The following is a 25,213-nucleotide window of genomic DNA, read 5'->3' on the forward strand; positions in this document are numbered from 1 at the left end:
TCTATAAAATTGAATAATACTCACCTAAATACAGCAGATTTGGCAGCGACAAAGGACTAATTACAATTTCTGATGATTTTGACGAACCGTTGGAATTCTTGCCATCACCGTTGGTCGAACGCTTGAAAAAGCTAAAGAATTGACTAAAGTCTTTGCTGAAATAGATGAAATTATTGCGAAAATTGAAAAATAACTTCAGACTGATGAACCTCATAGCTTTAAATCATGACTTTTATGAATACAGCTTCTGAATAATATGAATTGACATAACAGCGACTTAGTTATTTAATTATAATTATTTTGCTCGGATCGAAGCATTCAAAAACAGCAAGTAAAAGTATAATACGCCTAAGTCCAAATTCAGATGCGTATTCTATTAATCGTCAGTGGTGAATCATGAAAAGAATGAAACGAATTATTAGCAGTGTTTTGGTTTTGGGTGTGTGTATGACTCCTCTGACTCTGCCGGTGATGGTGCAACCGAGTTGGGCGCAAACTCAAAATTCACAGCTTGAAAAATTAAAGCAACTCATAGAGCAAGCAAGGCAACAGCAACCGCAACAAGCAATAGAAACATGGCAGCAGGTTTTAGCCACTGCACGACAATTTAAAGAGAGACAACATGAAGCTCTAGCACTCAATAATATTGGTGCAATGTACGCCGGTATAGGACAAGTGCAAGAAGCATTGAAATACTACAAACAAGCTTTATCAATTTGGTGGGAAGTGGGCGATCTCAACTCGGAAGCTATTACTTTGAATAATATTGGTGAACTTTACAAAAGCATTGGACAACTGCAAGAAGCATTGAAATACTTGAAGCAAGCTTTCGCAATTTTGTGGGCAGTAAACTATCGGGCGATTGAAGCTCGTACTTTGACTAATATTGGTACAGTGTACAAAACGATCTCGCAACCGCAATCAGCGTTGAAATATTTTAACCAAGCTTTACCAATCTGGCGGCAAGTGGGCGATCGCAACGGCGAAGCTGTTACTTTGAGTAATATTGGTGGAACCTACCACAGTATTGGACAACCGCAAGAAGCATTGAAATACTATAACCAAGCTTTACCAATCTGGCGGAAAATGGGCGATCGCGCGGGGGAAGCTACTACTTTGAATAATATGGGTTTAGTGTACCACAGTATTGGACAGCCGCAATCAGCATTAAAATACTATAACCAAATTTTACCAATTAGGCAGTCAGTGGGCGATCGCAAGGGGGAAGCTACTACTTTGACTAATATTGGTGGAGTATACAGCACCATTGGAGAACCGCAATCAGCATTAAAATACTATAACCGATCTTTACCTATTTGGCAGGAGGTGGGCGATCGCAATGGGGAAGCTCGTACTTTGAATAATATAGGTGGAGTGTACCTCAGCATTGGACAACCAGAAGAAGCATTAAAATACTATAACCAAGCTTTACCAATTTTGCAGGCTGTGGGCGATCGGATGATAGAAGCTCGTACTTTGAATAATATAGGTGGAGTGTACGCCAACATTGGACAACCGCAATCAGCATTGAAATACTATAACCAAGCTTTACCAATTCTGCAGGAAGTGGGCGATCGGATGATAGAAGCTACTACATTGAATAATATAGGTGGAGTGTACCTCAGCATTGGACAACCGCAATCAGCATTGAAATACTATAACCAAGCTTTACCAATTAAACGGGAAGTGAACGATCGTGCGGGGGAAGCTACTACATTGAATAATATTGGTGCAGTATACGCCAACATTGGACAACCACAGGAAGCGTTAAAATACTATAACCAAGCCGTACCAATTCTGCTGCAAGTTGGCGATCGCAATGGGGAATCTACTACATTGAATAATATAGGTAGAGTGTACCTCAGAATTGGACAACCGCAATCAGCATTGAAATACTATAACCAAGCTTTACCAATTAAACGGGAAGTGGACGATCGTGCGGGGGAAGCTACTACATTGAATAATATTGGTGGAGTGTACCACAGTATTGGACAACCAGAAGAAGCATTAAAATACTATAACCAAGCTTTACTAATTAAACGGGAAGTGGGCGATCGAATGATGGAAGCTACTATTTTGAGTAATATTGGTGCAGTTTATCAAGATACGATGCAACCAACTCAAGCGATCGAAAATTTTCAGCAATCTGTCCAAATTACCTTAAAAATACGAAAGGGTTTACAGCGAGAAAACCGCCAAAAGTTTTTAGAAGGTGAAAGAGGAAGCGCCGTTGCACTTGTTGACATCCTCATCGATCAAAACCAACCCGATCGCGCTTTTCAATGGATCAACATCGCCACCACAGCCGATCTCGCCGACTACACCCGCTTAATTGACGCCAAAGTTGCCAACCCCGAAGCACAAAAAGCCATTGACGAGTGGAATCAAAAAAATCAACAACTCCAAACGCTTCGCCGCCAACTCGAAGACAATTTCTCCGAAAATCTCTCCCGACAAATGCGAGAATTAGAAACAGAAGTCAACCGCCAAGCAGAACAAATTTCCCGCAGTTTCCCAGAAGTCGCCGAACTATTTGAAACCACACCCAAAGACATCGCCCAACTGAAAGCAAATATCGCGCCAGATACCGCTGTCATTCAACCCGTCTTGCTGACAAATATCTCAGGTGTCCCCAATACCGTCGCCCTATTTGTCTTGACAAAAGACAGTTTAAGTGTTAAAAAAGTTCCGATCGCTCCCGAAGAATTCGACAATCTCCTCACTCAATACCGCAAAGAAGTGCAAGATATTGGCGAAACAAACTTCACCGTAACAGGCAGCAAACTTTACGAAATCCTGATTCGTCCGATCGAAGACCAAATTAAAGCTATTTCCCCCAAACAATTGAGCATCATCGCCACGGAAAAACTACGCTACATCCCCTTTGAAACCCTGTATGACAAACAAACAAATGAATTCCTCATCCAGAAATATCCCGTCAACTATCTCACCCGCATTTCCACCAGAACAATTCCCGATTCAACTTCAAAAGGTGGAGTCTTAGCATTAGGAAATCCCGTCCCTCGTCCACCCCAAAATTTACCCGGTTCCGAAGCAGAAGTCAGAAATATCGCTCAATTATTGTCAGGAAGTTCAGCTTATATCGGCAATGACGCCACCCTCGATCGATTCAAAACTCAAGCGCCCCGCTTTCCCTTTTTACACCTCGCAACTCACGGCTGTTTCCAACCGGGAGGCTGTCAAAATTTGGGCATGGAGGAAAATACATTGCTGTTTGCTGACAGTCAATTCAATATTCGCGATGCCGCCTTATTAGGATTGCAAAACACCAGACTCATCACTTTAAGTGCTTGTGAAACTGCCATACAAGCGAATTCCAACGGTGAAGAAATATCGGGAATGGCCTATATATTTGAGCGTGCCGGCGCGCAAGCTGTGATGGCGAGTTTGTGGAGTGTTGATGATTCCGCTACTAAAGATTTGATGGTTGAATTTTATCAAAATATCAATAAAGGGATGAGTAAAAATGATGCTTTGCGGCAAGCTAAGTTGAGTCAAATTGAGCGGCATCCGTTTTATTGGTCGCCGTTTATTTTAATTGGGGATGCGCGGTAGTTATAGAAGCTGACAATTGATAGTTTACAGTAGCTTTAGGGTGTTTCGCTATTAAAAATCCCAAATGAGAAATGGACAATTTCATAGCGGCGCACCTGATAATATTCGTTGAATTGCACGCGATCGCATTCTGTCGTTGGGTGGGGCGGGTTTATGTAGATTGTTGGTTGGAATTATAAATTGTTGGTGAACCCGCCCCTACAAGCCCCCACAAAGCCAAGCCGCCGCCCCTTCCCCTAGCCGCAATTATCCCATCTTCTACCAGAAAATATGCAAAAAATGCCTGCTTCCCCACACTCAAACTAAAAAATTCCGCCTCCCGCGCTTCTCCACCGCGAATAAATCCTTGATACACAGTTTTACCCAACAATTTCACGGTAATTCTGGTAAAATCAAAAGCTAAAATATTTTTATTAACCAAAAACTTAGTCGGCCCGGAAAGAGTTAGTGCGATCGCCCCAACTTGCACCGAATTCTCCACCCTGCCGGTTTCGCTAGGCGCTTCCCCTTCAGCCACAGCTTGGGCCGAATAAGCAATTTGAATTTTCGCAATCCACTCAGGGATGTAACGTCCGGCACCCAACACAATCCCCGCTTTTTGTCGAGTCTTTTTCGTGCCGGTGATAAAGCAGAGTTGCCAGTTGCCGATTAATTGCTCGAAAGAATAGCGAATTTTATTTTTTTTCGCGTTTTTCTCAGCTTCTAGGAGGGCGGCGACTACGGCGTCGGGAGATGGTTTAGAATTAGATTTAGCGGCTTGTTCTAGAATTGATATGTTTTCCATTTAATATACAAACCAGTTTTATTGTTGGTAACAGAGATAATATTAGCTGAAGTAGCGGAGAAAAACATGGTTGCGATCGCCCCCACAGACACAGAAATCATCGTCATCGGCAGCGGAATCGGCGGCTTGACTTGCGCTGCAATGCTTGCCCGCTATGGCTTTGATGTTGTCGTTTGCGAAAGCCATTCGATCGCGGGCGGGGCCGCCCACGGTTTTGAACGCGACGGATTTCGCTTCGACTCCGGGCCCTCCCTGTACTCAGGATTATCCTACAGCCCGTCTGCCAATCCGCTGCGGCAAGTTTTGGATGCGATCGGCGAAAAACTCCCCTGCATCACCTACGATACCTGGGGTTGCTGTTTGCCAGAAGGCGATTTCGACACATCCGTAGGCGCGAGTCAATTTGGCGAAGTGCTCGCACAACTGCGCGGCGCCGAAGCAGTCGCCGAATGGCGGCAACTCCAGCGCATCATGGAACCCTACGCCAAAGCTGCCACAGCCTTGCCCTCCCTGGCTTTGCGCTTCGATTTAGGCGCTGTTTTTACCCTCGGCCAATTTGCGCCGGCTTTCCTGCAAAGTGCTGGCGACGCGATCGCACTTGCAGGCCCTTTCAGCAAAATTATGGACAAAAATGTCAAAGATCCCTTTGTCAGAAATTGGCTGAATTTGTTGTGTTTCCTGCTGTCTGGACTTCCCGCCGACGGAACGATCGCAGCCGAAGTCGCTTTCATGTTCGCCGACTGGTATCGCCCCAATGCAGTTTTGGACTATCCGATCGGCGGTAGTGCAGCTTTGGTAAATGCCCTGGTACGCGGTTTAGAGCGCCACGGAGGGCAGTTGCTGCTAAATTCCCACGTTGCAGAAGTTTTGGTGGAAAACAACCGGGCTGCGGGCGTGCGGCTGCGATCGGGCAAAATAATTCGATCGCACAAAGCCGTCGTCTCCAACGCTTCCGTTTGGGATACCCTGAAACTGTTGCCTGAAACCTCTGTCCCGCAAAGGTTTCGGCAACAGAGGCAGGCGACGCCAGAGTGCGACAGCTTCATGCACCTGCATCTGGGAATTGATGCTGCCGGAGTGCGATCGGACTTGGCTTGTCACTACATCTTCGTCAAAGACTGGGAAATGGGCGTTGCGGCTCCTCAGAACGTCGTTCTCGTCTCGATTCCCTCCCTCCTCGACCCCCACCTCGCGCCTCCGGGAAAGCACGTCATTCACGCATATACCCCCGGAAACGAGCCTTACGATTTGTGGCAAAAGCTCGATCGCAGCAGCCAAGAATACAAACTGCAAAAACAAGCGCGCGCCGAGGTAATGTGGGAAGCCTTAGAAAGAATTGTGCCCGATATTCGATCGCGCTGCGAAGTCACCTTAGTTGGCACACCCCTAACCCACGAACGGTTTTTGCGCCGCCATCGCGGTTCCTACGGACCCGGAATTCGGGCGGGTAGTGGCTTGTTTCCCGGGCCGAGAACGCCTTTACCGGGGTTGTTTTGCTGCGGAGATTCGACGTTTCCGGGAATTGGTTTGCCGGCTGTTGCTGCTAGCGGTGCGATCGCCGCCAATACGATCGCACCTTTGGACAAACATTTAGAATTGATTCGGGAAGTTATTAATTAGTTGTTAAGCTGCTACGCATCTAAATTGAATACAGAGACGGGCAGGATGCCCGTCCCACAGGAATTGTAGAAAAATTTACTGTCAAATTAGATGCACAACAGTTTATTAAACATCTCCCATAATTATTGTGGAACAGGCACTGTGCCTGTTCAAAACCTGCTTTTTAGGAGATGTCTATTAGTTATTAGTTATATCGTTTCCGGTTGCATCGGAATGATTTAACCACAGAGGGCGCAGAGAACGCAGAGGGAGAGAATATAGAGATGAATACAGGACGATGCTACGGGATTTGATATTATTTGTTAACGTAATTATTGAAGGGCTTTCATAGCGAAGGATGCGAACCCAAGAGTAAACAATAATTTGATTTAGTTAGTAAAATGTGACCGATATCTGTCAGCATAGAAATAGATAGTTCGATCGCAAAGAGGCCACCGTGCAACCCGTAGACTTTACAACTTTAACCGCAGCTTGCAGCGAACTGCGAGCCCAATGGCTGCCAGCGCGCTTAGAACAAGTCTACCAGCGCGATCGATTTACCGTGTCCCTAGCCCTCCGCACCATGAAAGGGCGCGGCTGGATTGACCTTTCCTGGCATCCTGTGGCCGCCCGCATCTGCGTCGGCGACCCCCCGCCCCGCATTCCCGATACCTTCACCTTCAGCGAACAACTGCGGCACCAACTCAGCGGTTTAGCCTTAGTTTCCATCGCCCCTGTTTCCTCCTGGGAAAGAGTCATCGACTTGCAATTCGCCAAACGCCCCGGCGAACCAGCCCTCTGGCACCTGTACGCCGAAATCATGGGCAAATACAGCAACGTCATCCTCACCGCCCAAGATAACCTCGTTGTCACCTGCGCCCACCAAGTCAGCGCCAAACAGTCCACCGTCCGTCCCATCCAAACCGGGCAACCCTACGAAATGCCCCCGTCTTTGACCGATGCAGTGCCGAGTCTGAGCGAATCTCAAAACCGCTGGCAATCACGAATTAGCCTGGTTCCCGGACAATTAAAGGGCAATCTGTTGAAGAATTACCGAGGGATGAGTAAAGCCTTAGTTTTGTCAATGATTCGATCGGCTTCTTTAGACCCCGAACAATCCACCGACAGCCTCAATCCCGACGACTGGCAGCAACTATTCCAACGCTGGCTATACTGGCTGCAATGCCTAGAAAACTCCAAATTTCACCCAAGTTTTACCCCCGAAGGCTACACCGTCATCGATTGGCCGACACCAGAAAATCACAATGTAGGGGCGGTGCCCCCGTGCCCGCCCTCTGATTCTTCTTCGGTTCAAGAATTACTTAACAGCTACTACACAGGCGAAATCAATCAAGAAGTATTCGCGCAACTGCGGCATCAGCTTACCCAAAAACTCAACAACGTCCTAGCCAAACTGCGCCTAAAAGCCAACACATTTAAAGAACGTTTACAGCAATCAGCAGACGCCGACACCCACAAATCCCAAGCCGATTTGCTGATGGCCAATTTGCAGCATTGGGAACCGGGAATGAAATCGATTTCTCTCCCCGACTTTGAAACCGAGAAACCAGTGATCATTTCCTTAAACCCGGAAAAAAACGCCGTTCAAAACGCTCAAGCCCTCTACAAAAAACACCAAAAACTTAAAAGAGCTCGCATTGCAGTAGAACCTTTGTTAGCCGCCGTACAGGAAGAAATCGACTATTTAGAACAAGTTGAAGCCGCACTTTCGGTATTGGAAACCTACCGCAACACCCAAGATTTGCAAACCCTCGCCGAAATCCGCGAAGAACTAATCCAGCAAAAATATCTAGACGTACCAGATTACCGCAGTACGGACAAAAATGCTGCGATCGAATTTCACCGCTACCAAACCCCCAGCGGCTTTGAATTATTAATCGGGCGCAACAACCGCCAAAACGACCAACTCACTTTTCGCACCGCCAACGACTACGACTTATGGTTCCACACCCTAGAGATTCCCGGAAGCCACGCCTTGCTGCGTCTCAAACCCGGTACAGTTGCTGAAGAAACCGATTTGCAATTTGCCGCCGACATGACTGCTTACTACAGTCGCGCGCGCCACAGCGAACAAGTCCCCGTAGTTTATACAGAACCGAAATATGTATACAAGCCGAAAGGTGCTAAACCGGGTATGGTTGTATACAAGCAGGAGCGAATTGTCTGGGGTAGACCGCAGCAAGCCCCGGCTTGATTTATACAAAGTGTGTGAAGGGTCGATCGGCAATCGAAACCTCGTTTTTAGGCAAAATAAACGGTTTGGAACCGATAAACCTACGCAGGAACCGGGTTGTTGAACCTAGGCTTAATTATACAAAGTGACCCCAAGGGCGATCGTCCCCTAATATCAAATCCGGTAGCATCGGAATTATTCATCTCTGTATTCTCTCCCTCTGCGTTCTCTGCGCCCTCTGCGGTTAAATCATTCCGATGCAACCGGAAACGATATCAGAATTTATATTCGCCTGTAATGTAAAGTTTTATTACAGAAAATTAAATTTTGTTGTTATAATACCCCTTAAGAGAGATGATGTTTCTGTTAGAACCCTTTGCAAAGAAACGTGCAACTTGGGTTTCCTCACTGTGAGAACAACACTGTGGGAACACAACGGATTTAACTATTTGTGCAGACCAGCTTTTGCTAAAGCTGGTCGTTTCTGTTTAAACCCTAAACCCCAACTCAGACAATTTTAGATTTGCGATTTTAGATTTTAGATTAAAACCGCCAATCTAAAATCTAAAATCTAAAATCTAAAATCGATGTGGGCTGCTCCTAGAAAGTAAACGTCGTTCTGACAACCCCAATCACCAAATCAGAATTATTCTTATTGTGGTCAGGAGCAGTCAGCCAAATCAGACCAGGAGTGATAGAAATATTATCGCTCAACTTAAACTGATAGAAACCTTCAAGGTGCAGCGAAGTATCCTTATCTTCCGGCAAAGTCCGATTAGTAGAACTCGTCACCCGCGGCTCCATACCTACAACAATCCCCGCCACATTTCCTTCTTTCAACAAATCGGGAAAAGCCAAAGTAACTGCCCAGTTCCAAATTTTTTGATCGCCCCGCTGCACAGAACCCGTAGGAGTACCCAAGTTGGATAAAATGCGCTGATTAGTGTAACCAGCCCAACCGCCAATTGCAAATCTCCGGTTCAACTGCCACGAAGCTTGCGCGCCGTAGGAATTGCTAGAAACTGGCACATTGCTATCGCTGTCGAACCCGAAGGAACCGAGACGCTGCGGAAAATTAGAAGCATTGCTGCCGGTATTGGTAATTAAGTTGTAGGAATTAACGTAAGTTAAACCTAAAGCCATGCTGTCGCTCGGTTTGAAAGTCAACTGAGCCAAACCGCCGTAAGAACCGTTGAACAAACCGTTACCCCGCGTCGGGTTCGCGGGGTCGCCGGTCAAATACCCCAAACTAACCTCTAATTTTTCCCCAAACTGATGCCGCAGAGCGATGCCAGAACCACCAAGCAAATAGTAAATTGGGTTGCGAGTACCGAAGTTAGAAAGAGCGCCGTAGCTGCCGTCTCCGTCAAAGTAAGGGTTGACAGTGTTAACAAAATCATCAGCAGCGCCGGCATTAGCTTCGAGAATTACAGTCGTGCTTTTGCCTAGAGGGAATTGGTAAAGCAGCGCATCTAAAGCTACTATATTGTTAGCCTCGCCAAAAGGCCCGACATTAAACCGCAATTCCCCTTCAGCAGTTTTCGTATTTTCCGTAGAAAACGCACCCAAATTTAAAACTTGTAATCGAGTTCTCAGCAAATCTTCTCCTGAGAAACTCGTGTCGAAATTGATACGAACCCTGCTACCAAAAGCCGTGGTTCGATCGGCTTCGCGACCCTCGGCATCATCTCCCCTGGCGATACCGGCCAAACCAAATATCACTTCGCCGTTGAGTTTAGTCGTAGTTGAAAACTGATTTGCTTCTAATTCAGAGGCGCGCGCTTCCAAAGCATCGACGCGGCCGCGCAAAGTTGCCAATTCCGCCGCAAATTCTTCTTGCAACCTTTGCACAGAAGCCAAATCTTCTCGCGTCGCCAGACTTCTGGAACCGCCTTGAATCAGCTCGCTAACTTTATCCAAACACGCATTTAAACCTGCTGCAAACTCGTAGCGAGTCATCGCCCGGTTGCCGCGAAAAGTGCCGTCAGGATAGCCAGCTATACAGCCGTAGCGCTCTACTAGGGATTGCAAAGCTTGGAATGCCCAATCGGTTGGCCGAACGTCGGAAAGTTGCGAAACAGAGGTTACTTGGCCGGCCGCATTTTCGCTGCTACTGTCTTCGGCGCTGTATTGGTTGATTTGTTCTAAAACATTTGACTGTGCTTGAGGTTGGGCACTTGGCTCAGTCGATTGGGAAATCTGCTCTTGGGCGCTTAAATTAGCCGGTGTAGTGGCGGATTGCGTTTCGCTTAAGTTTGCGGGCGCGACTGCGGGGATTTGCTCCGCGACAGGTTGTTCAAAACTTAAGTTTGCGGGCGCGACTGCGGGTTTGGTTTCGCCTAAATCTGCTGCAACTTCCGGTGTTTTTGCTTGTTCGACAACTGGGGCGATCAAATCGTTAGTGAAGCCCTCGTAGAGGTTCGCACTTTCTTTCTCAATAGTTTCAACAGTCGATTTGCTCGCTAGCGACGCTGGTTCGGCTGTCTCAGGCTTTGCCGTCTCAGACTTTGCCGCCTCGGTTGCAGCACCTGCTAATGGCAATTGATGAGCTTGATCTGTGGTGGCAATTTCTACAGGTTTCTCTGCTGCTAGCGCCGTCGAAGATACGACTAAACTTGCTGCCAATACAGCGGGACTAATTAAAAGTCCCTTCCACAAAAATTTGGACATTTTTCCTCACACCACATTACGGCCGATCGCCCGTTCCGAAGATTTAGGCGCCAGCAAATCACCTTCAATATTCTGCCTAATAGTATTTCTTGTCAACAATCGGGGAAATCACTGCCGGAGAGTCCTGTTTTGCTGTGGCTGATTTCACAAAAACCCCGTTTATTCCCAAAATCCTTGGTTTGACTCACATCTTGCACCATTCTCAAGAACAGGCATCTTGCCTGTTCCACAAAGAGTGAATTTTCTTGTGGAACAGGCATCTTGCCTGTTCCTAAACAAGTAATTGAGAATGGTGCAACATCTCAGTTGGAAGATACGTACATAGAAACCTGGTTGATGGCGGGATATTGCGTAAGTGATCCCTCAGTAAGACTAATATTGACAGCACTGGCGCTAACAAATCATTTGATCGGCTACAAATACAAGTGAAACAACTCAAATACGCCCTAGTTCACGAATGGTTGACGCCCTTAGCTACTGGCGGTTCAGAACTCGTAGTACAGGAAATCCTCAAACACGTAGACGAGGCAGATATCTATGCCCTCATCGACTTTGAATCAGCCAATCCCGAAAGCTATCTTTTCGGGCGACAGATTGGCACAACTTTTTTGCAGCAGTTTCCCAATGCCCGCAGCGGCGTCCAAAAATATTTGCCGTTTCTGCCGATCGCGATCGAACAACTAGATCTGCGAGAATACGACATCATCCTCTCCTCATCCCATGCCGTCGCCAAAGGCATCCTCAGCAGTCCCCAGCAAATGCACGTCTGCTACTGCCACACGCCCATGCGCTACGCTTGGGACTTAACTTTTGACTATTTGCGTAGCAGCAAAGCCGGACGGGGTATCCAGGGGCTGCTGACGCGATATTTGTTGCATCGACTGCGGCAGTGGGACGTAATTTCCGCCAATCGCGTTGATTATTTCATCGCTAACTCTCAACACACTGCGCGCCGAATTTGGCGATGCTATCGGCGGCGGGCCCAGGTGATTTATCCCCCGGTAAATATCGAGCGATTTTCCTTGATGCGGCAAAAACAAGACTTTTACGTCACCGTTTGTCGGTTGGTAAGTTACAAAAACGTAAGTGCGATCGTCCAAGCATTCAATCAACTCGGGCATACTCTCATTGTCATCGGCACCGGGCCAGAATTAGAAATGATTCGGCAAATCGCCAAACCCAACGTGCAAGTGCTCGGCTGGCAGCCCGCCTCCATCGTTGAAAAGTACATGGCAGAGGCGAAAGCCTTTGTCTATGCAGCTTGCGAAGATTTTGGCATAGCTTTGGTAGAGGCTCAAGCTTGCGGAACACCGGTAATTTCCTATGCTGCAGGGGGCGCTTTGGAGACAGTGCTCGACATTCGCCAACACCCAGAGACAGGGACTGGTTTATTTTTTTCCTCCCAAACCGCAGCATCATTAGTCGAAGCTGTCGAGGAATTTGAGCAGTTGCAAGGCAAATTTGAGCCAGAAATCAGCAGGTTGCGCGCTGAACATTTTGCCCCCGATGTCTTTGGGCAGCGCTATCTAGCTTTTGTGGAAGGCTGCTATCAGGAATTTCAATCCCGTGATTTTACCGAGTCTGGGGCTTGAGAGTGCCAGAACCCCATAGCGGGACAATCTTCCTTCTGCCTTTGTATAAGTGCCTTCAGAAGACCTCTGCATCAGTGCCTTGTGCCTTCTTCCTTCTGCCTTTTGAAGCCATCTTCCTTCTTCCTTCTGCCTTTTGAAGCCTTCTGAAGGCAGAAAATTGAGTATTGGCAACATAATTGAGAGAACAAAGCGTCTTGAGGCTTTATGATCAGGACTGTGTGTGGTGTGAAGTGAAGGAGTAAGATGACTGCCGACAGCCAACTAATCTCCGGCAAGGTAATTCGAGCGATCGCAAGACGCGGTTTTGGGTCTGTCCTGCAAGGAGATAGACGCATAAGTCGTTCTCTACAGAGCCTCGACGGAGAACTTTTCAAGCGGTTATTTGACATCCTGTTTTCCTTATCGGTTCTGATCCTGTTTGCTCCGGTTTACCTGCTTTTGGCTTTCTTAATCGCCTTAAGCTCGCCCGGTCCTATTTTTTACGTACAGGAACGAGTAGGCAAAAACCGTAAAAGGTTTTATTGCCTTAAATTCAGAACGATGGTGGAAAATGCGGACGATATATTGCTGGAAATCATGGAAAATTCTCCGCATTTGCGTCAAGAGTTTGAGGACAATTTCAAGCTGAAACAAGACCCTCGAATTACCTGGATTGGAAGATTTTTACGAATGACCAGTTTAGACGAGTTTCCCCAGTTTTGGAATGTTTTAAAAGGAGATATGAGCGTCGTCGGGCCCAGACCTTTAGTTGAAGAAGAACTGCCGAGATACGGCAATCACATCAACAAAATTCTCACCATAAGACCTGGAATTACAGGCTTGTGGCAAGTGTCCGGTCGCAACGACATTCCCTATCCCCGCCGAGTCCAAATCGACCTCTATTACGCAAATGACAAAAACCTTTGGATGGATATGTGGATTGTTTTCAAAACAATTGGAGTTGTGATTTTTCCCAAAAATAACGGCGCATATTAATTTTTGTCCGCAGTCAGCAATCGGTAGTTAGTTTTATTTGTTACTGACCACTGATGCTGACTACTGACAATCAGCGACAAACTCTTTGTCAAAACTAAACAGTTCCTAGATGCCGATCGCAGAATTGTGAGCTTAACTAAAGGGGCAAATACTTAAATAAACCTACCTCTTATTCATCTAGAAATATCAGTTATTCTAGATAGACTACTTTAGGTTTAGGTGTTAAACTTAACTCTATAACCTTTGGCTTAAGGGGGATAGCCTACTTATCTTGGGATAGCCGACTACCCAACAGCGTAGGAAGTAAACTTCAACTGGCTTTAGGTAACTAAAGTTAAGTTTGAGTAAGTTTTATAAAGCAGTTTGAGAATACGGCCGGCAGGGAGCAACAGCCTCTGCCAAAAAATTTATTGTAAATTAACACAGCCTGTCAAAGGAAAATCAGATGACGCAACGTAAGCGAGCGCTAATAACAGGTATTACAGGTCAAGACGGCTCCTACTTGAGCGAATTACTGTTAGAGAAAGGATATGAAGTTCACGGCATTATCCGGCGCAGTTCTAGTTTCAATACCGATCGAATTGACCACATCTATGTCGATCCCCACAGCGAGGGTGCGCGCCTGTTTCTACACTACGGCGACTTGACGGACGGCACCACTCTCCGCCGGATATTGGAAGAAGTTCAGCCGGTAGAAATTTATAACTTAGGCGCTCAATCTCACGTTCGAGTCAGTTTTGACTCGCCGGAATATACGGTTGACACAGTAGGGATGGGAGTATTGCGGCTGCTAGAAGCAATTCGGGACTATCAGCACCGCACGGGCATAGAAGTGCGGTTCTATCAAGCAGGTTCTTCGGAAATGTTTGGTTTGGTGCAGGAAGTTCCGCAGAAGGAAACAACTCCTTTTTATCCCAGAAGTCCTTACGCCTGCGCCAAAGTTTACGGTCACTGGCAAACAATAAATTATCGCGAATCTTACGGACTTTTTGCCTGCAACGGCATCTTGTTCAATCACGAATCTCCGCGCCGTGGCGAAACTTTTGTAACTCGCAAAATTACTCGCGCCGTGGCCAGAATAGTCGCCGGCAAGCAGAAAAAGATTTACTTGGGCAATCTCGATTCTAAGCGGGATTGGGGCTATGCTAAAGACTACGTGCGGGCGATGTGGCTGATGCTGCAACAAGACAAACCTGACGATTATGTCATTGCTACCAATGAGACCCATTCCATTAAGGAATTTCTCGATTTGGCTTTTACTTACGTCAATTTAGATTGGCAAAAATATGTGGAGTTTGACGAACGCTACTTGCGGCCGGCAGAAGTCGAACTGTTGATAGGCGATTCGACTAAGGCGCGCCAGCAATTAAATTGGGAACCTTCTGTAACTTTTCAGGAGTTAGTGCATTTAATGGTAGATGCTGACATGAAAGCTTTAGACGAGCAAGGTCGAGGTTCGGGCAACGGATTTGATTAAGTCGCTAAACCAAGCCGTCAGTGCGAACAATTTGTAGGGGTAGGGCCCCGTGTCTACCCCTTTGGCGAAAGGCGCGCACCGGGGGATAGCCCCTGCAAACACTTCACAACTGATCAGAGGATGGTTACAGCTATTAGCGAGATCGGCATTCAAAGAACCCCCTTAATTGCTCGCAAAATTTTAGGCTGTGCGGGCTAATAAAAACATTAAAATGATAGTTGAGGACTCGCTACTAATAAATCTAACTTTCGGGTGTGCACGGACCAGTCCCTATCAGCAGCAGCTAAAACAGATTTGTGGGCAACCGCGTCCTGTAGCTGGAGGCTTTTTTTGCTAAAGCAACAATTTTAGAATTGAAATTGTCGATCGACCTTTATTCAAAATCCCGAGGCTAAAATTATGACCAGCTTGGATTTAAGCAACAAACGCATTCTAGTCACGGGCGGCGCCGGTTTCTTGGGCCGTCAGGTAATCGACCAGCTAGTGAAAGCAGGGGCCGATGCTGATAAAGTTTCGGTAACTCGATCGCGCGACTGCGACCTCCGCGTCATGGAAAACTGCAAGCGCGCCGCCGACCAACAAGATATGATCGTTCACCTCGCCGCCCACGTCGGCGGCATCGGCTTAAACCAACTCAAACCCGCTGAATTATTTTATGACAATTTGATGATGGGCGTGCAACTAATCCACGCCGCCTACGAAGCAGGAGTCGAAAAATTTGTCTGCGTCGGCACGATTTGCGCTTATCCCAACTTCACCCCAGTTCCTTTCAAAGAAGATGACCTGTGGAACGGCTATCCAGAGGTAACTAACGCACCTTACGGAATTGCCAAAAAAGCTTTATTAGTGCAACTGCAATCCTACCGCCAGCAGTACGGATTCAACGGTATATACTTGCTACCAGTAAATCTGTACGGCCCGGAAGATAACTTTGACCCGAAAAGTTCCCACGTCATCCCCGCATTAATTCGCAAAGTCCACGAAGCGCAAGAAAGGGGAGACAAAACACTCCCAGTTTGGGGCGACGGCAGCCCTAGCCGCGAGTTTTTGTATTCCACAGATGCCGCGCGGGGAATTGTGATGGCCACCCAAGATTACAGTGAATCTGACCCGGTTAATTTGGGAACCAATAGCGAAGTTAAAATTCGCGATTTAGTGGAAACCATTTGCGAATTGATGGGATTTGAGGGAGAAATTGTTTGGGAAACAGACAAACCGAACGGTCAGCCACGTCGCTGTTTGGATACGCAAAGGGCTAAGGAAAAGTTTGGTTTTGTTGCGGAGGTGAAGTTTAAGGAAGGGTTGAAAAATACGATTGATTGGTATCGACAACACGCCGCGTAAGTGTGAAAAACCCGGTTTCTTGAAGAAACCGGGTTTTTTTAGGAATAATACTACATGCGGGTTAGAAACCTCAATTTATAATAGTCGGCGGTTGCAACCTATCCTACACAAACCAGTCCGCTTTTTGGCACTAATAAATTCTATAAATTTGGGTGATAATTCACTGACAATAGTCGGAAGCAGTGCCGTGTCCCTACTGCTGTGTCCTGTATTTCATCCGAGTGAAAACTGCTATAATACAAATACCTCGACTGGAATCATCGAAAACTGAAATTTGGGAAAGCCAATGATTGCCGATCGCACGCACAATTATATCTCACCGGAAGAGTATCTGAAGTTAGAAGAACTCAGCCAGGTCAAACATGAGTATATTCAGGGCGAAACCTATGCAATGGCTGGTGCAAGCGATGCTCATGTGACACTTGCCGGCAACTTATTTGCACTTTTGAGAAATCATGTTCGGGGTAGTGGCTGTCGTGTTTATATGTCTGACATGAAAGCCAGGATTGAATCGAAGAATATTTACTACTATCCTGACGTGATGGTAACGTGCGACGAAGGGGACAAATCATCTCAATCTTTTAAAAGATATCCTTGTTTAATTGTCGAGGTTTTGTCAAAAGGAACTGAAGGATTCGATCGGGGCGATAAGTTTGCTGACTATCAAGAATTAGAAACGCTGGAAGAGTATGTGTTGATTAGCCAAAAACGTGAACGGGTAGAGTGTTTTCGCCGTAATGCTGAAGGGTTGTGGGTTTTGTATTCCTATAATCAAGGAAGCGAAATTCACTTGGCTAGCGTAGATTTTCGCACAGGTATTGATGCTATTTATGAGGATGTAATTTTTACGAAGGAAGATTCAGAAGCAGAAATTCACGAAGTGCGATCGAGGGGATAAATGGAAAGTGCGATCGCGCCTCAGTTAAGGAAGGGCGATCGCTTTTGATATATTTAAAATGCCAGCAAGAAAGCCCCGATTATTTGTAAGATATGGATGACATACTCAATAGACACTCCGAGTGGGCCCGCCAACGATCCGATCGCCGCCGCTATTTCAGGAACACCGGCACCTGAACTGATTAAAGCTATCAACTGGCTAAGAATTTCAATCACCGCCGGTACGTTAGCAACCAAGCCAAACAGAGCGGCAACATAAACAGCTCCCACCTGGAGAGCTTCGAGTAGTGCTGTTAGCTGCGCGATCGCGTCTGGGCCTTGAGTGTGAATATAATCTAAAATTTGTGTGATTGCTGCTACCAGTGCATCCATCTTTCTTTCCTTTTAGGGTCAAATACTTACGATAAATCAATACTGTTAGTCAACTAGCTGAAAAAGCAGTTCAAAAAATAGTCTGATTATTTCAAACCAGCTCAAATCATTTCTCATCTTGGTTCCTACATTATTCAGCTTTTCAATATGTTAGATAAAATCAAGATTTTAAATAACCAGCCACTCAAAAGTAACATGACTGAAACTGCAAAAGCAGCAGCATTTTCTGGAATTCCAGAAATCTTGTGGCAGCCAGTGTAAATCATTAAAATTGTGTAGGTTATAGCCACAACCATAACTATAACAATAATTTCCACATTCGTTATTCCTAAAAGACTACTGATTAATAGCAATAATGACGCAGGAACTAAAGCGACACCAGCAATGAATATATCCCCTTGAAAGCTACCATATCCCCGAAATAGTTTGCGCGTCAAAAAACTAGCCCCTGCTATACTCAAAAAATTAGCAGCGCTGGCAAGTATCAAATTAAATAATGAGCTATTGCTCGAAAATTGTGTTAAAAATTTTTGGCACGCGAATACAAAGCAAACTACATATGCTATTCCAAAAGCAATTCCAACTCCTAAAGCACGTTCCTTGCCTAACCCTTCAAAAAAAACTGGAAGACCGCCAACAGGATTAATTAGAAAGATTTTTAATCCTTGAATAGCGTCATTAAGAGTGGATTTAACTTTGCTGGCGACTTCACTAGCCACTTCATTTGGATTTTCTTTTTCGTTCATAATTAATTATTGATGGAAGTATTTCTTTGTTATATTTTGTTGCAAAAAAGCAATAAAATATATTTTTGACTCTTACAGCTATATTATGGAAAGCCAGTTAATTTATTAACTTTTACCAGTAATCTTTCTCACAATTTTTCTATGCTTATCAATGACATCAGCAACCTCTTTGACTGTCTCCTTTTGTTCTTGCGACAGGGGACATTTTAGCTTAGGTTCTCTTTTTGGTTGGTCAGCCATGAGCTTAATACTCTAATGTTGTGCTATAGTTCATTAGCGGAAAAATATCGCTTATCTTTGGATAATATCATTATATTTATAGTGATGTCCAGTCATACAACGTCAGAAAATGTAAGTTGTTTTACCTGACGCTCACTGTCAAAAAAAGTCAAATGTTGCCATCCATGTCATAAAATGTCATAAAATAGCAGGTATAATAAGCCAAACCCCTAAACTTAAGTCACCGATGGACGTTAAAGAAGTCTTGAGATTTGCCGATGACCTGGTTTTCGCTAAGACGGGAGAACATTTGGAGGATCTGCAAGAAGCTATCCTGGGTGGTGTATGGGAAGGTCAAAAATACTCTCAAATCGCAGAAGTATCGCATTGTAGCGAAGGTCACATCAGGAATGTAGCTTCAAAATTATGGAAGCGTTTATCAAATGTCTTAGGTGAAGAAGTTACTCCCTCGAATTTACGATCGACACTTGAGAGACGACAATTATTCATCATTTCATCAAATTCGGGAAACGATTTTTTTATTGGTAATGTCAATGTCTGTAAGGATAGTCAATTTTCAGAATATCCACAAAAGCGATCGCCCTCAACCCCGACCTCAGACACATCCCAACCCCAAACCAGACTAGACTTAGCAGACGCACCTCATATTTCATTATTGTGCGATCGCACATCCGAACTCGCCACCCTGGAAAAATGGATCGTCCAACAAAAGTGCACCCTCGCAGCAATATCAGGACTCAGCGGCATCGGCAAAACCGCACTTTCCCTCCACCTCATCCAAAAAATTCAGCATAACTTTGAATACGTCATCTGGCGAAGTCTCCGCCACTCCCCACCCTTAGAAACAACCCTAAAAAATCTCCTAGAATTTCTTTTAAATAAACCCGAAATCGAACTCCCTAGCAGCATCCCCGATCGACTTTCCCTGTTAATGGAATTTCTGCGAAAAAACCGCAGTCTCATTATCCTCGACGACGTGCAAACGATTCTCAGCAGCGGACAATTAGCAGGAAATTACCGCCCCGAATGCGAAAATTACAGCATCCTCTTCAGACAAATCGGAGAAACAACCCACAACAGTTGTTTAATCCTCAACAGTTGGGAACCACCCAGAGAAATTACCGCGTTAAAAGGTGAAAATTCACAAGTTCGCAGCTTACAACTCAAAGGCATAGGTGCCGCAGCAGTGGAAATTTTCCGACAAAAAAGTTTACTCAATCCCGAAACATGGGAAAACTTAATTAACACCTACCGAGGCAATCCATTGTGGTTAAAAATAGTCGCCACCACCATTCAAGAAATATTCCGAGGTAGGGTTGCAGAATTTTTAAAATATGATAGGATATTCTTAGGTGAAGAATTGGCAGCAACATTGCACCCGCAGATAAATCGTTTGTCAGAATTAGAAAAAAAACTAATCTGCCGCCTCAGCCGCGAAGCAAATTCAGTTTCAATAGAGCAATTGCTACAAGATGCCGATTTATCGCCCTCCGACTTATTTGACGGGCTGCAATCTTTGGGGAGGCGATCGCTCGTTGAAATAGAAGAACAGGAGAATGAAACGCTATTCAGCGTTTGTCCTGTGGTGAGACAATATGTGCTCTCAAATCCAGTTGGTTGATACTTTCCGACAGTCCGACAGTCCGGCAGTCCGGGAGTCCGACAGCCCGACAGTCCGACAGCCCGACAGTCCGGCAGGGGTTGAAACCCCTGCCTCAAAGCTAAAGTCGGTTAAAACCGACTACAGAGTGTAATGAAAACGCAATTAATTGTAGTCCTCTTTTAGAGGACTTTCGCTATGAGACAGGGGTTTTCAACCCCTGTCGGACTCGAAGTCAAACGAGAGATTCGATCGCAAATATGAATACTGCTGAACCTTCATTAACTAAAACCGAATGTTGATACTTTTTGACAGTCCGACAGTCCGGCAGGGGTTTAAACCCCTGCCTCAAAGCTAAAGTCGGTTAAAACCGACTGCAGAGTGTGATGGAAACGCAATTAATTGTAGTCCTCTTTTAGAGGACTTTCGCTATGAGACAGGGGTTTTCAACCCCTGTCGGACTCGAAGTCAAACGAGAGATTCGATCGCAAATATGAATACTGCTGAACCTTCATTAACTAAAACCGAATGTTGATACTTTTTGACAGTCCGACAGTCCGGCAGGGGTTTAAACCCCTGCCTCAAAGCTAAAGTCGGTTAAAACCGACTGCAGAGTGTGATGGAAACGCAATTAATTGTAGTCCTCTTTGAGAGGACTTTCGCTGTGAGACAGGGGTTTTCAACCCCTGTCGGACTGGAACTCAAACGAGAGATTCGATCGCAAATATGAACACTGCTGAACCTGCATTAACTAAAACTGAATTAAGAAAATCGCTCCTCCACACCCGCAAATCCCTATCAGGACAAGAATGGACACAAAAGAGCACGAGCCTCTGCAATCACCTGCAAAACTCGCCCCTATTCACCCAAGCAAAAACAATCCTCGCCTACTTCAGTTGTCGCCAAGAACCAGATTTAAGTCCCCTATTTGTAACTCCCCGCAAATGGGGATTTCCCCGCTGTGTCGGCAAAGAGCTATCCTGGCACATCTGGCAGCCCGGAGATGCTTTACATACTGGAGCTTATGGCATACTCGAACCCCTGCCGGATGCTCCTAAAATAGACCACTCAGAAGTAGATTTAATGCTCGTACCTGCAGTAGGCTGCGATGTTCGCGGCTATCGCTTGGGCTACGGCGGCGGCTATTACGACAGAATGCTCAGTTTAGCTGAGTGGGAATCAAAAATTACGATCGGCATTATCTTTGAATTTGCCTCGATCCCCCAGCTACCAGTTGACTCCTGGGACAAACCGCTGTACGGAATTTGCACGGAAAGCGATTTGACAATCGTAGACCAAAAATCTTAAACGGGCCTAAACAAATTAATTTTCCGCAATTATGCCTATATCCTCTTAATCTAGAATCTAGAATCTAAAATCTAAAATCTAAAATCTAAAATAGTATGGCCCAGCGCTACGTTCGAGTTAAAACAACACAAGGACACATCCATTACGGTTTACTGCAACTCAGTCACAGCGTTCAAGTATTTGATGCACCGCCCTGGTTAAAAGGACAACCAACCGATTTGGAACTTTCACCCGATACTTACCAAATTCTCGCCCCGTGCTCTCCCTCAAAAATTGTAGCCGTCGGCAAAAATTATGTCGATCACGCCGCCGAGATGGGAACCCCTGTACCGGAAGAACCCCTGCTGTTTTTCAAGCCTCCAAGTGCTGTCATCCATGCTGGTGGAGCGATTCGTTATCCGCAGCAGTCGGAAAGGGTAGACTACGAGGGAGAATTGGCCCTGGTAATTGGCGAACATTGTACCAACTGCACTCCCGAACAAGCACACAGCAAAATTTGGGGCTATACCATCGCCAATGACGTAACAGCCAGAGATTTGCAAAAGCGGGACAACCAGTGGGCCAGGGCCAAAGGGTTCGATACATTTTGTCCCTTGGGGCCTTGGATTGTCCGCGAACTGAGTCCGGCAGCACAGTTGCAGACTTTTGTCAATGACAGCGAGCGACCGGTACAGTCATCCCAGATCGATCGCATGGTATTTTCCCCAGACTTTCTCGTCTCCTACATCAGTCAAATTATGACCCTAATTCCCGGCGATGTGATACTGACGGGAACGCCGCAAGGAGTAGGGCCGCTACAAATAGGCGATCGAGTCCGCATCGAAATTGAAGGCATCGGCAGTCTTGAAAATACAGTAGTTGTTAGTCATTAGTCATCAGTCATCAGTCATATCATGTCCGGTCGCTTCCCTCCGCTTCGCTTCGCCCCAAATCAGGTAGGGGCGGGTTCACCCACAATATCTGCCAATAATTGACAATCTCAAAAACCCGCCCGGCCGGGATATTATCGTCAATCGATCGGACATGATATCATTAGTTATTAATTAGGTAAGTGCAAAAACAACAATGTCTTTTAGGAGCTTCTAGGGCCGTGTTTAGCGATGATTTGCGCCCTGGAAAGAGTTAACCATTTCACGCACGCGCCCTCTCCCTACTAATGACCAATGACCAATGACCAATGACTGATTTATCGTACCTGCATATAAACAGCATCCGAAAGCGGAGGAATCTCTGCATAGCGTCCCAAAAGCGACTGCACGACTGCATAGACAAATGCAGCAAAAGCGCCCAAAAACACCATGTTATACAGAGTTTCCGCAATAAATGCGACTTGTAAGCCGTTAGAAAAAATCGGCAAAACCAGACCGCACAGCATCAAAACAATGTCTAAAAGAATCGCCTGCATCGCATTAAAACGAATGAAGTGACTGATGTTTTCGTTTCTAACTACTCCTAAATACAGAGCAAAGAAAATAACCAAGCTAGCAAAGGGCAAACTATAAATTTGCATCAAAGGAGCTAGCGGTATCAACAACAGTTGCAGCACAGGAAACTGTGTAAACAGAAACCTGCCAAAGGCCAGCCCGTCAACCAACGGGAGCAAATAAGGCAAAGAAGCAAAAATCCGGTCTGTAACAGTTGTAGACCCGCGCCAAGTCATAATGAACTCTCCTGAGTCGATCGGTGAACTATTAATTCCATTAAACTCAGGATAACGCAGCAGCAGGGTTTGTGTTTCGACTCTGCCGGAACTTGCTTTTCACTCAGCAGGGAGCAGCCCCAACTACCAGATGCAGGCTTTTTTATTTAATATTAGCGATCGTGAAGCCCATTTGACACTCGTACCGATCGGGCAAATTTTCCGTAGGTTTAGCAACTGGATGTCCACAGCGAAGCTCTCCACCACTCCAGCGCGGTTGGCCAGTGCGATCGGCCAGCAAACAACTTTGGCAAACACACTGAGGGGCAAGCATCTGATTTTCCATTAAAATGACTAACATTTGATACCTCCGGCAGGTTTCACACCAGTAATTTCATTGTATGTCAGGAGTTGGGGACAAACCGCTTAACCTGAACACAACGTAATATTTATGTCAATGGTGCGAAATCCGTAGTACGGTATAAGATCCCCAATTCCCAATCCCAAAATTGTCAAGAGGTTGATTATTGTGACGGACACTAACTTAGAATTCCTTTCCAAAACCGATCCGCTCATTGCCGATTTAATCGGGCAAGAGCTCCAGCGGCAGCGAGACCACCTAGAACTCATCGCCAGCGAAAACTTTACCTCCGCAGCAGTAATGGCCGCTCAAGGCTCAGTGCTGACCAATAAATACGCCGAAGGACTGCCAGCAAAACGGTATTACGGCGGCTGCGAATTTATTGACGGCATCGAGCAAATCGCGATCGATCGCGCCAAACAGCTATTTGGAGCCGCTCACGCCAACGTCCAGCCCCACTCCGGCGCTCAAGCCAACTTTGCAGTATTTTTGAGCTTGCTGGAACCCGGAGACGGAATAATGGGCATGGATTTGTCCCACGGCGGACACTTGACCCACGGTTCGCCGGTCAACGTATCCGGCAAATGGTTCAAAGCTTATCACTACGGCGTCAGCCAAGAAACAGAACAGCTCGACTACGACGAAATTTTGGCACTGGCCAAAGAAAACCGACCGAAATTGCTAATTTGCGGCTATTCAGCATATTCGCGAATTATCGACTTTGAGAAGTTTAGAGCGATCGCCGACGAAATCGGAGCCTACCTGCTCGCCGACATCGCTCACATCGCCGGGTTAGTCGCCACAGGACACCACCCCAACCCCCTCCCCCACTGTCACGCAGTCACCACCACTACTCACAAAACCCTGCGCGGCCCCCGTGGTGGCTTGATTATGACCAATGACCCGGAATTAGGTAAAAAGTTTGACAAAGCAGTTTTCCCCGGCACTCAAGGTGGGCCATTAGAACACGTCATTGCGGGCAAAGCAGTAGCTTTCGGCGAAGCATTAAAGCCTGAATTTAAAACTTATTCCGGTCAAGTAATTGAAAATGCGCGCGCTTTAGCGACACAGTTGCAGCAGCGGGGTTTAAAACTCGTTTCCGGCGGCACGGACAATCACTTAATGCTAGTTGATTTGCGATCGGTAAACATGACAGGCAAGGTAGCGGACCAATTAGTCAGCGGTGTGAATATTACTGCTAATAAAAATACCGTGCCTTTCGATCCGGCATCTCCCTTTGTCACCAGCGGTTTGAGACTCGGTTCGCCGGCGATGACCACCAGGGGAATGGGAACAGCAGAATTTACCGAGATTGGCAATATTATTGCCGATCGCCTGCTAAATCCCGATGATGAAAGCGTTGCAGCCGACTGCTTGCGTCGAGTAGCAGCACTGTGCGATCGCTTCCCCTTATATCCCCACTTGTACTTGAAAGTGCCGGCATTAGCTTAATTTTCCTGATCTGCAACGGGAAATTGGTAGTTGGAAGTGTACGGGTAAAAGGGTTAGTCGATTTTAGATTTTAGATTTTAGATTTTAGATTTCTTCTCGCATTGAATCTGGGGGATTGAACTAGCATCTTAAATTTTGGGATCGACCATCGATTGTATCGGGGGCTTGTAACCGCTTTGGGGCGGATATAAAGAGCAGGAAAAGATTGAGAGTTGCCGGTAGCGATATTGACAAGCGGTTTTCACCAAAAATATCGATCGCCAATACGGTTTTTAGTAAAGATATTTGTCGGGCGGGGCTGGTTTGACTAACGGTATTTGTCGGTTGCGAAAGATACCGTTCAACTGGGCCCGCTCGCCAAATATCGACTTTTTTGCTCGCGAAAAA

21 protein-coding genes are annotated in these 25,213 nt (G+C 46.0%); 12 read left to right on the forward strand and 9 right to left on the reverse strand.

The features are described from left to right. Nucleotide 1: 1 nt before the first annotated feature. Complete coding sequence (locus tag QUA88_RS04070; protein WP_333211771.1) at nt 2–214, reverse strand: hypothetical protein; 213 nt, start codon at nt 212–214, stop codon at nt 2–4. 182 nt (nt 215–396) lie between these two features. Here QUA88_RS04070 and QUA88_RS04075 point away from each other — a divergent pair, with 182 nt between their 5' ends. Then, on the forward strand, nt 397–3,576 hold the full coding sequence (locus QUA88_RS04075; RefSeq protein ID WP_333270389.1) for a tetratricopeptide repeat protein: 3,180 nt from the start codon (nt 397–399) through the stop codon (nt 3,574–3,576). Between the two features lie 151 nt (nt 3,577–3,727). On the opposite strand, the gene QUA88_RS04080 is transcribed toward QUA88_RS04075, so the two are convergent. Further along, on the reverse strand, nt 3,728–4,360 hold the full coding sequence (locus QUA88_RS04080) for a hypothetical protein (RefSeq protein ID WP_333054661.1): 633 nt from the start codon (nt 4,358–4,360) through the stop codon (nt 3,728–3,730). Between the two features lie 66 nt (nt 4,361–4,426). Between QUA88_RS04080 and QUA88_RS04085 the strand changes: the two genes are divergently transcribed. Both QUA88_RS04085 and QUA88_RS04090 read left to right on the forward strand, forming a co-directional pair. After that, nucleotides 4,427–5,980 carry an NAD(P)/FAD-dependent oxidoreductase gene (locus QUA88_RS04085; RefSeq protein WP_333270561.1) on the forward strand — a complete coding sequence of 518 codons (1,554 nt, stop codon included), beginning with the start codon at nt 4,427–4,429 and terminating at the stop codon, nt 5,978–5,980. A 436-nt stretch (nt 5,981–6,416) separates the two neighbouring features. Beyond that, nucleotides 6,417–8,174: an NFACT RNA binding domain-containing protein gene (locus QUA88_RS04090; RefSeq protein ID WP_333054662.1), complete on the forward strand. Its 1,758-nt coding sequence runs from the start codon at nt 6,417–6,419 to the stop codon at nt 8,172–8,174. 579 nt (nt 8,175–8,753) lie between these two features. Here the strand turns inward: QUA88_RS04090 and QUA88_RS04095 are convergent. Both QUA88_RS04095 and QUA88_RS04100 read right to left on the reverse strand, forming a co-directional pair. After that, nucleotides 8,754–10,823, reverse strand: a complete 2,070-nt coding sequence (locus QUA88_RS04095; protein WP_333270392.1) for an iron uptake porin — start codon at nt 10,821–10,823, stop codon at nt 8,754–8,756. A 92-nt stretch (nt 10,824–10,915) separates the two neighbouring features. Then, nucleotides 10,916–11,083 carry a hypothetical protein gene (locus QUA88_RS04100; RefSeq protein ID WP_333270395.1) on the reverse strand — a complete coding sequence of 56 codons (168 nt, stop codon included), beginning with the start codon at nt 11,081–11,083 and terminating at the stop codon, nt 10,916–10,918. Nucleotides 11,084–11,248: 165 nt separating this feature from the next. On the opposite strand from QUA88_RS04100, the gene QUA88_RS04105 reads away from it, so the two are divergent. The 5 genes from QUA88_RS04105 (at nt 11,249) to QUA88_RS04125 (ending at nt 17,109) form a co-directional block, all read left to right on the forward strand. Then, entirely contained in the window at nt 11,249–12,415 is a 1,167-nt protein-coding gene (locus QUA88_RS04105) for a glycosyltransferase (RefSeq protein WP_333054665.1), read from the forward strand. Between the two features lie 243 nt (nt 12,416–12,658). Then, entirely contained in the window at nt 12,659–13,390 is a 732-nt protein-coding gene (locus tag QUA88_RS04110) for a sugar transferase (protein ID WP_333054666.1), read from the forward strand. Nucleotides 13,391–13,835: 445 nt separating this feature from the next. Further along, nucleotides 13,836–14,867, forward strand: a complete 1,032-nt coding sequence (gmd, locus tag QUA88_RS04115; RefSeq protein ID WP_333213175.1) for a GDP-mannose 4,6-dehydratase — start codon at nt 13,836–13,838, stop codon at nt 14,865–14,867. 399 nt (nt 14,868–15,266) lie between these two features. Next, nucleotides 15,267–16,211 carry a GDP-L-fucose synthase gene (locus QUA88_RS04120; protein WP_333270398.1) on the forward strand — a complete coding sequence of 315 codons (945 nt, stop codon included), beginning with the start codon at nt 15,267–15,269 and terminating at the stop codon, nt 16,209–16,211. Nucleotides 16,212–16,497: 286 nt separating this feature from the next. Continuing rightward, nucleotides 16,498–17,109, forward strand: a complete 612-nt coding sequence (locus tag QUA88_RS04125) for a Uma2 family endonuclease (protein WP_333270564.1) — start codon at nt 16,498–16,500, stop codon at nt 17,107–17,109. A gap of 53 nt (nt 17,110–17,162) precedes the next feature. Here the strand turns inward: QUA88_RS04125 and QUA88_RS04130 are convergent, their stop codons facing one another. The 3 genes from QUA88_RS04130 to QUA88_RS04140 all read right to left on the reverse strand — a co-directional run bounded on the left by QUA88_RS04130 (nt 17,163) and on the right by QUA88_RS04140 (nt 18,466). Then, complete coding sequence (locus QUA88_RS04130) at nt 17,163–17,480, reverse strand: hypothetical protein (protein WP_333054669.1); 318 nt, start codon at nt 17,478–17,480, stop codon at nt 17,163–17,165. Nucleotides 17,481–17,614: 134 nt separating this feature from the next. Beyond that, complete coding sequence (locus QUA88_RS04135) at nt 17,615–18,226, reverse strand: hypothetical protein (RefSeq protein ID WP_333054670.1); 612 nt, start codon at nt 18,224–18,226, stop codon at nt 17,615–17,617. 105 nt (nt 18,227–18,331) lie between these two features. After that, on the reverse strand, nt 18,332–18,466 hold the full coding sequence (locus QUA88_RS04140; protein WP_333054671.1) for a hypothetical protein: 135 nt from the start codon (nt 18,464–18,466) through the stop codon (nt 18,332–18,334). 226 nt (nt 18,467–18,692) lie between these two features. Between QUA88_RS04140 and QUA88_RS04145 the strand changes: the two genes are divergently transcribed. The 3 genes from QUA88_RS04145 (at nt 18,693) to QUA88_RS04155 (ending at nt 22,246) form a co-directional block, all read left to right on the forward strand. Continuing rightward, complete coding sequence (locus tag QUA88_RS04145; RefSeq protein WP_333270402.1) at nt 18,693–20,087, forward strand: NB-ARC domain-containing protein; 1,395 nt, start codon at nt 18,693–18,695, stop codon at nt 20,085–20,087. A gap of 705 nt (nt 20,088–20,792) precedes the next feature. Next, nucleotides 20,793–21,374: a 5-formyltetrahydrofolate cyclo-ligase gene (locus tag QUA88_RS04150; protein WP_333270405.1), complete on the forward strand. Its 582-nt coding sequence runs from the start codon at nt 20,793–20,795 to the stop codon at nt 21,372–21,374. Nucleotides 21,375–21,469: 95 nt separating this feature from the next. Beyond that, the gene (locus tag QUA88_RS04155; RefSeq protein WP_333054674.1) at nt 21,470–22,246 is read left to right on the forward strand and encodes a fumarylacetoacetate hydrolase family protein; all 777 of its coding nucleotides are present in this window, start codon (nt 21,470–21,472) and stop codon (nt 22,244–22,246) included. 314 nt (nt 22,247–22,560) lie between these two features. On the opposite strand, the gene QUA88_RS04160 is transcribed toward QUA88_RS04155, so the two are convergent. Together QUA88_RS04160 and QUA88_RS04165 are read right to left on the reverse strand one after the other, a co-directional pair. Continuing rightward, entirely contained in the window at nt 22,561–23,034 is a 474-nt protein-coding gene (locus QUA88_RS04160; protein ID WP_333054676.1) for a Tic20 family protein, read from the reverse strand. Between the two features lie 142 nt (nt 23,035–23,176). Next, nucleotides 23,177–23,374, reverse strand: a complete 198-nt coding sequence (locus QUA88_RS04165; protein ID WP_190739976.1) for a hypothetical protein — start codon at nt 23,372–23,374, stop codon at nt 23,177–23,179. A gap of 168 nt (nt 23,375–23,542) precedes the next feature. On the opposite strand from QUA88_RS04165, the gene glyA reads away from it, so the two are divergent. After that, nucleotides 23,543–24,826, forward strand: coding sequence for a serine hydroxymethyltransferase (gene glyA / locus QUA88_RS04170; protein WP_333054677.1), 1,284 nt, complete (start codon nt 23,543–23,545; stop codon nt 24,824–24,826). Nucleotides 24,827–25,213 lie beyond the last annotated feature (387 nt).

Source organism: Microcoleus sp. D3_18_C2, assembly GCF_036702395.1.
GTDB lineage: Bacteria > Cyanobacteriota > Cyanobacteriia > Cyanobacteriales > Microcoleaceae > Microcoleus.

Bases quoted from the DNA above. Each gene is read 5' to 3' on its own strand.
- QUA88_RS04095 (WP_333270392.1), bottom strand. From the start codon at position 10,823: ATGTCCAAATTTTTGTGGAAGGGACTTTTAATTAGTCCCGCTGTATTG.
- QUA88_RS04070 (WP_333211771.1), bottom strand. From the start codon at position 214: ATGAGGTTCATCAGTCTGAAGTTATTTTTCAATTTTCGCAATAATTTC.
- QUA88_RS04155 (WP_333054674.1), top strand. From the start codon at position 21,470: ATGGCCCAGCGCTACGTTCGAGTTAAAACAACACAAGGACACATCCAT.
- QUA88_RS04140 (WP_333054671.1), bottom strand. From the start codon at position 18,466: ATGGCTGACCAACCAAAAAGAGAACCTAAGCTAAAATGTCCCCTGTCG.
- QUA88_RS04160 (WP_333054676.1), bottom strand. From the start codon at position 23,034: ATGACTTGGCGCGGGTCTACAACTGTTACAGACCGGATTTTTGCTTCT.
- QUA88_RS04080 (WP_333054661.1), bottom strand. From the start codon at position 4,360: ATGGAAAACATATCAATTCTAGAACAAGCCGCTAAATCTAATTCTAAA.
- QUA88_RS04100 (WP_333270395.1), bottom strand. From the start codon at position 11,083: ATGCCTGTTCCACAAGAAAATTCACTCTTTGTGGAACAGGCAAGATGC.
- gmd (WP_333213175.1), top strand. From the start codon at position 13,836: ATGACGCAACGTAAGCGAGCGCTAATAACAGGTATTACAGGTCAAGAC.
- QUA88_RS04135 (WP_333054670.1), bottom strand. From the start codon at position 18,226: ATGAACGAAAAAGAAAATCCAAATGAAGTGGCTAGTGAAGTCGCCAGC.
- QUA88_RS04085 (WP_333270561.1), top strand. From the start codon at position 4,427: ATGGTTGCGATCGCCCCCACAGACACAGAAATCATCGTCATCGGCAGC.
- QUA88_RS04125 (WP_333270564.1), top strand. From the start codon at position 16,498: ATGATTGCCGATCGCACGCACAATTATATCTCACCGGAAGAGTATCTG.
- QUA88_RS04145 (WP_333270402.1), top strand. From the start codon at position 18,693: ATGGACGTTAAAGAAGTCTTGAGATTTGCCGATGACCTGGTTTTCGCT.
- QUA88_RS04165 (WP_190739976.1), bottom strand. From the start codon at position 23,374: ATGTTAGTCATTTTAATGGAAAATCAGATGCTTGCCCCTCAGTGTGTT.
- QUA88_RS04120 (WP_333270398.1), top strand. From the start codon at position 15,267: ATGACCAGCTTGGATTTAAGCAACAAACGCATTCTAGTCACGGGCGGC.
- QUA88_RS04110 (WP_333054666.1), top strand. From the start codon at position 12,659: ATGACTGCCGACAGCCAACTAATCTCCGGCAAGGTAATTCGAGCGATC.
- QUA88_RS04150 (WP_333270405.1), top strand. From the start codon at position 20,793: ATGAACACTGCTGAACCTGCATTAACTAAAACTGAATTAAGAAAATCG.
- QUA88_RS04075 (WP_333270389.1), top strand. From the start codon at position 397: ATGAAAAGAATGAAACGAATTATTAGCAGTGTTTTGGTTTTGGGTGTG.
- QUA88_RS04130 (WP_333054669.1), bottom strand. From the start codon at position 17,480: ATGGATGCACTGGTAGCAGCAATCACACAAATTTTAGATTATATTCAC.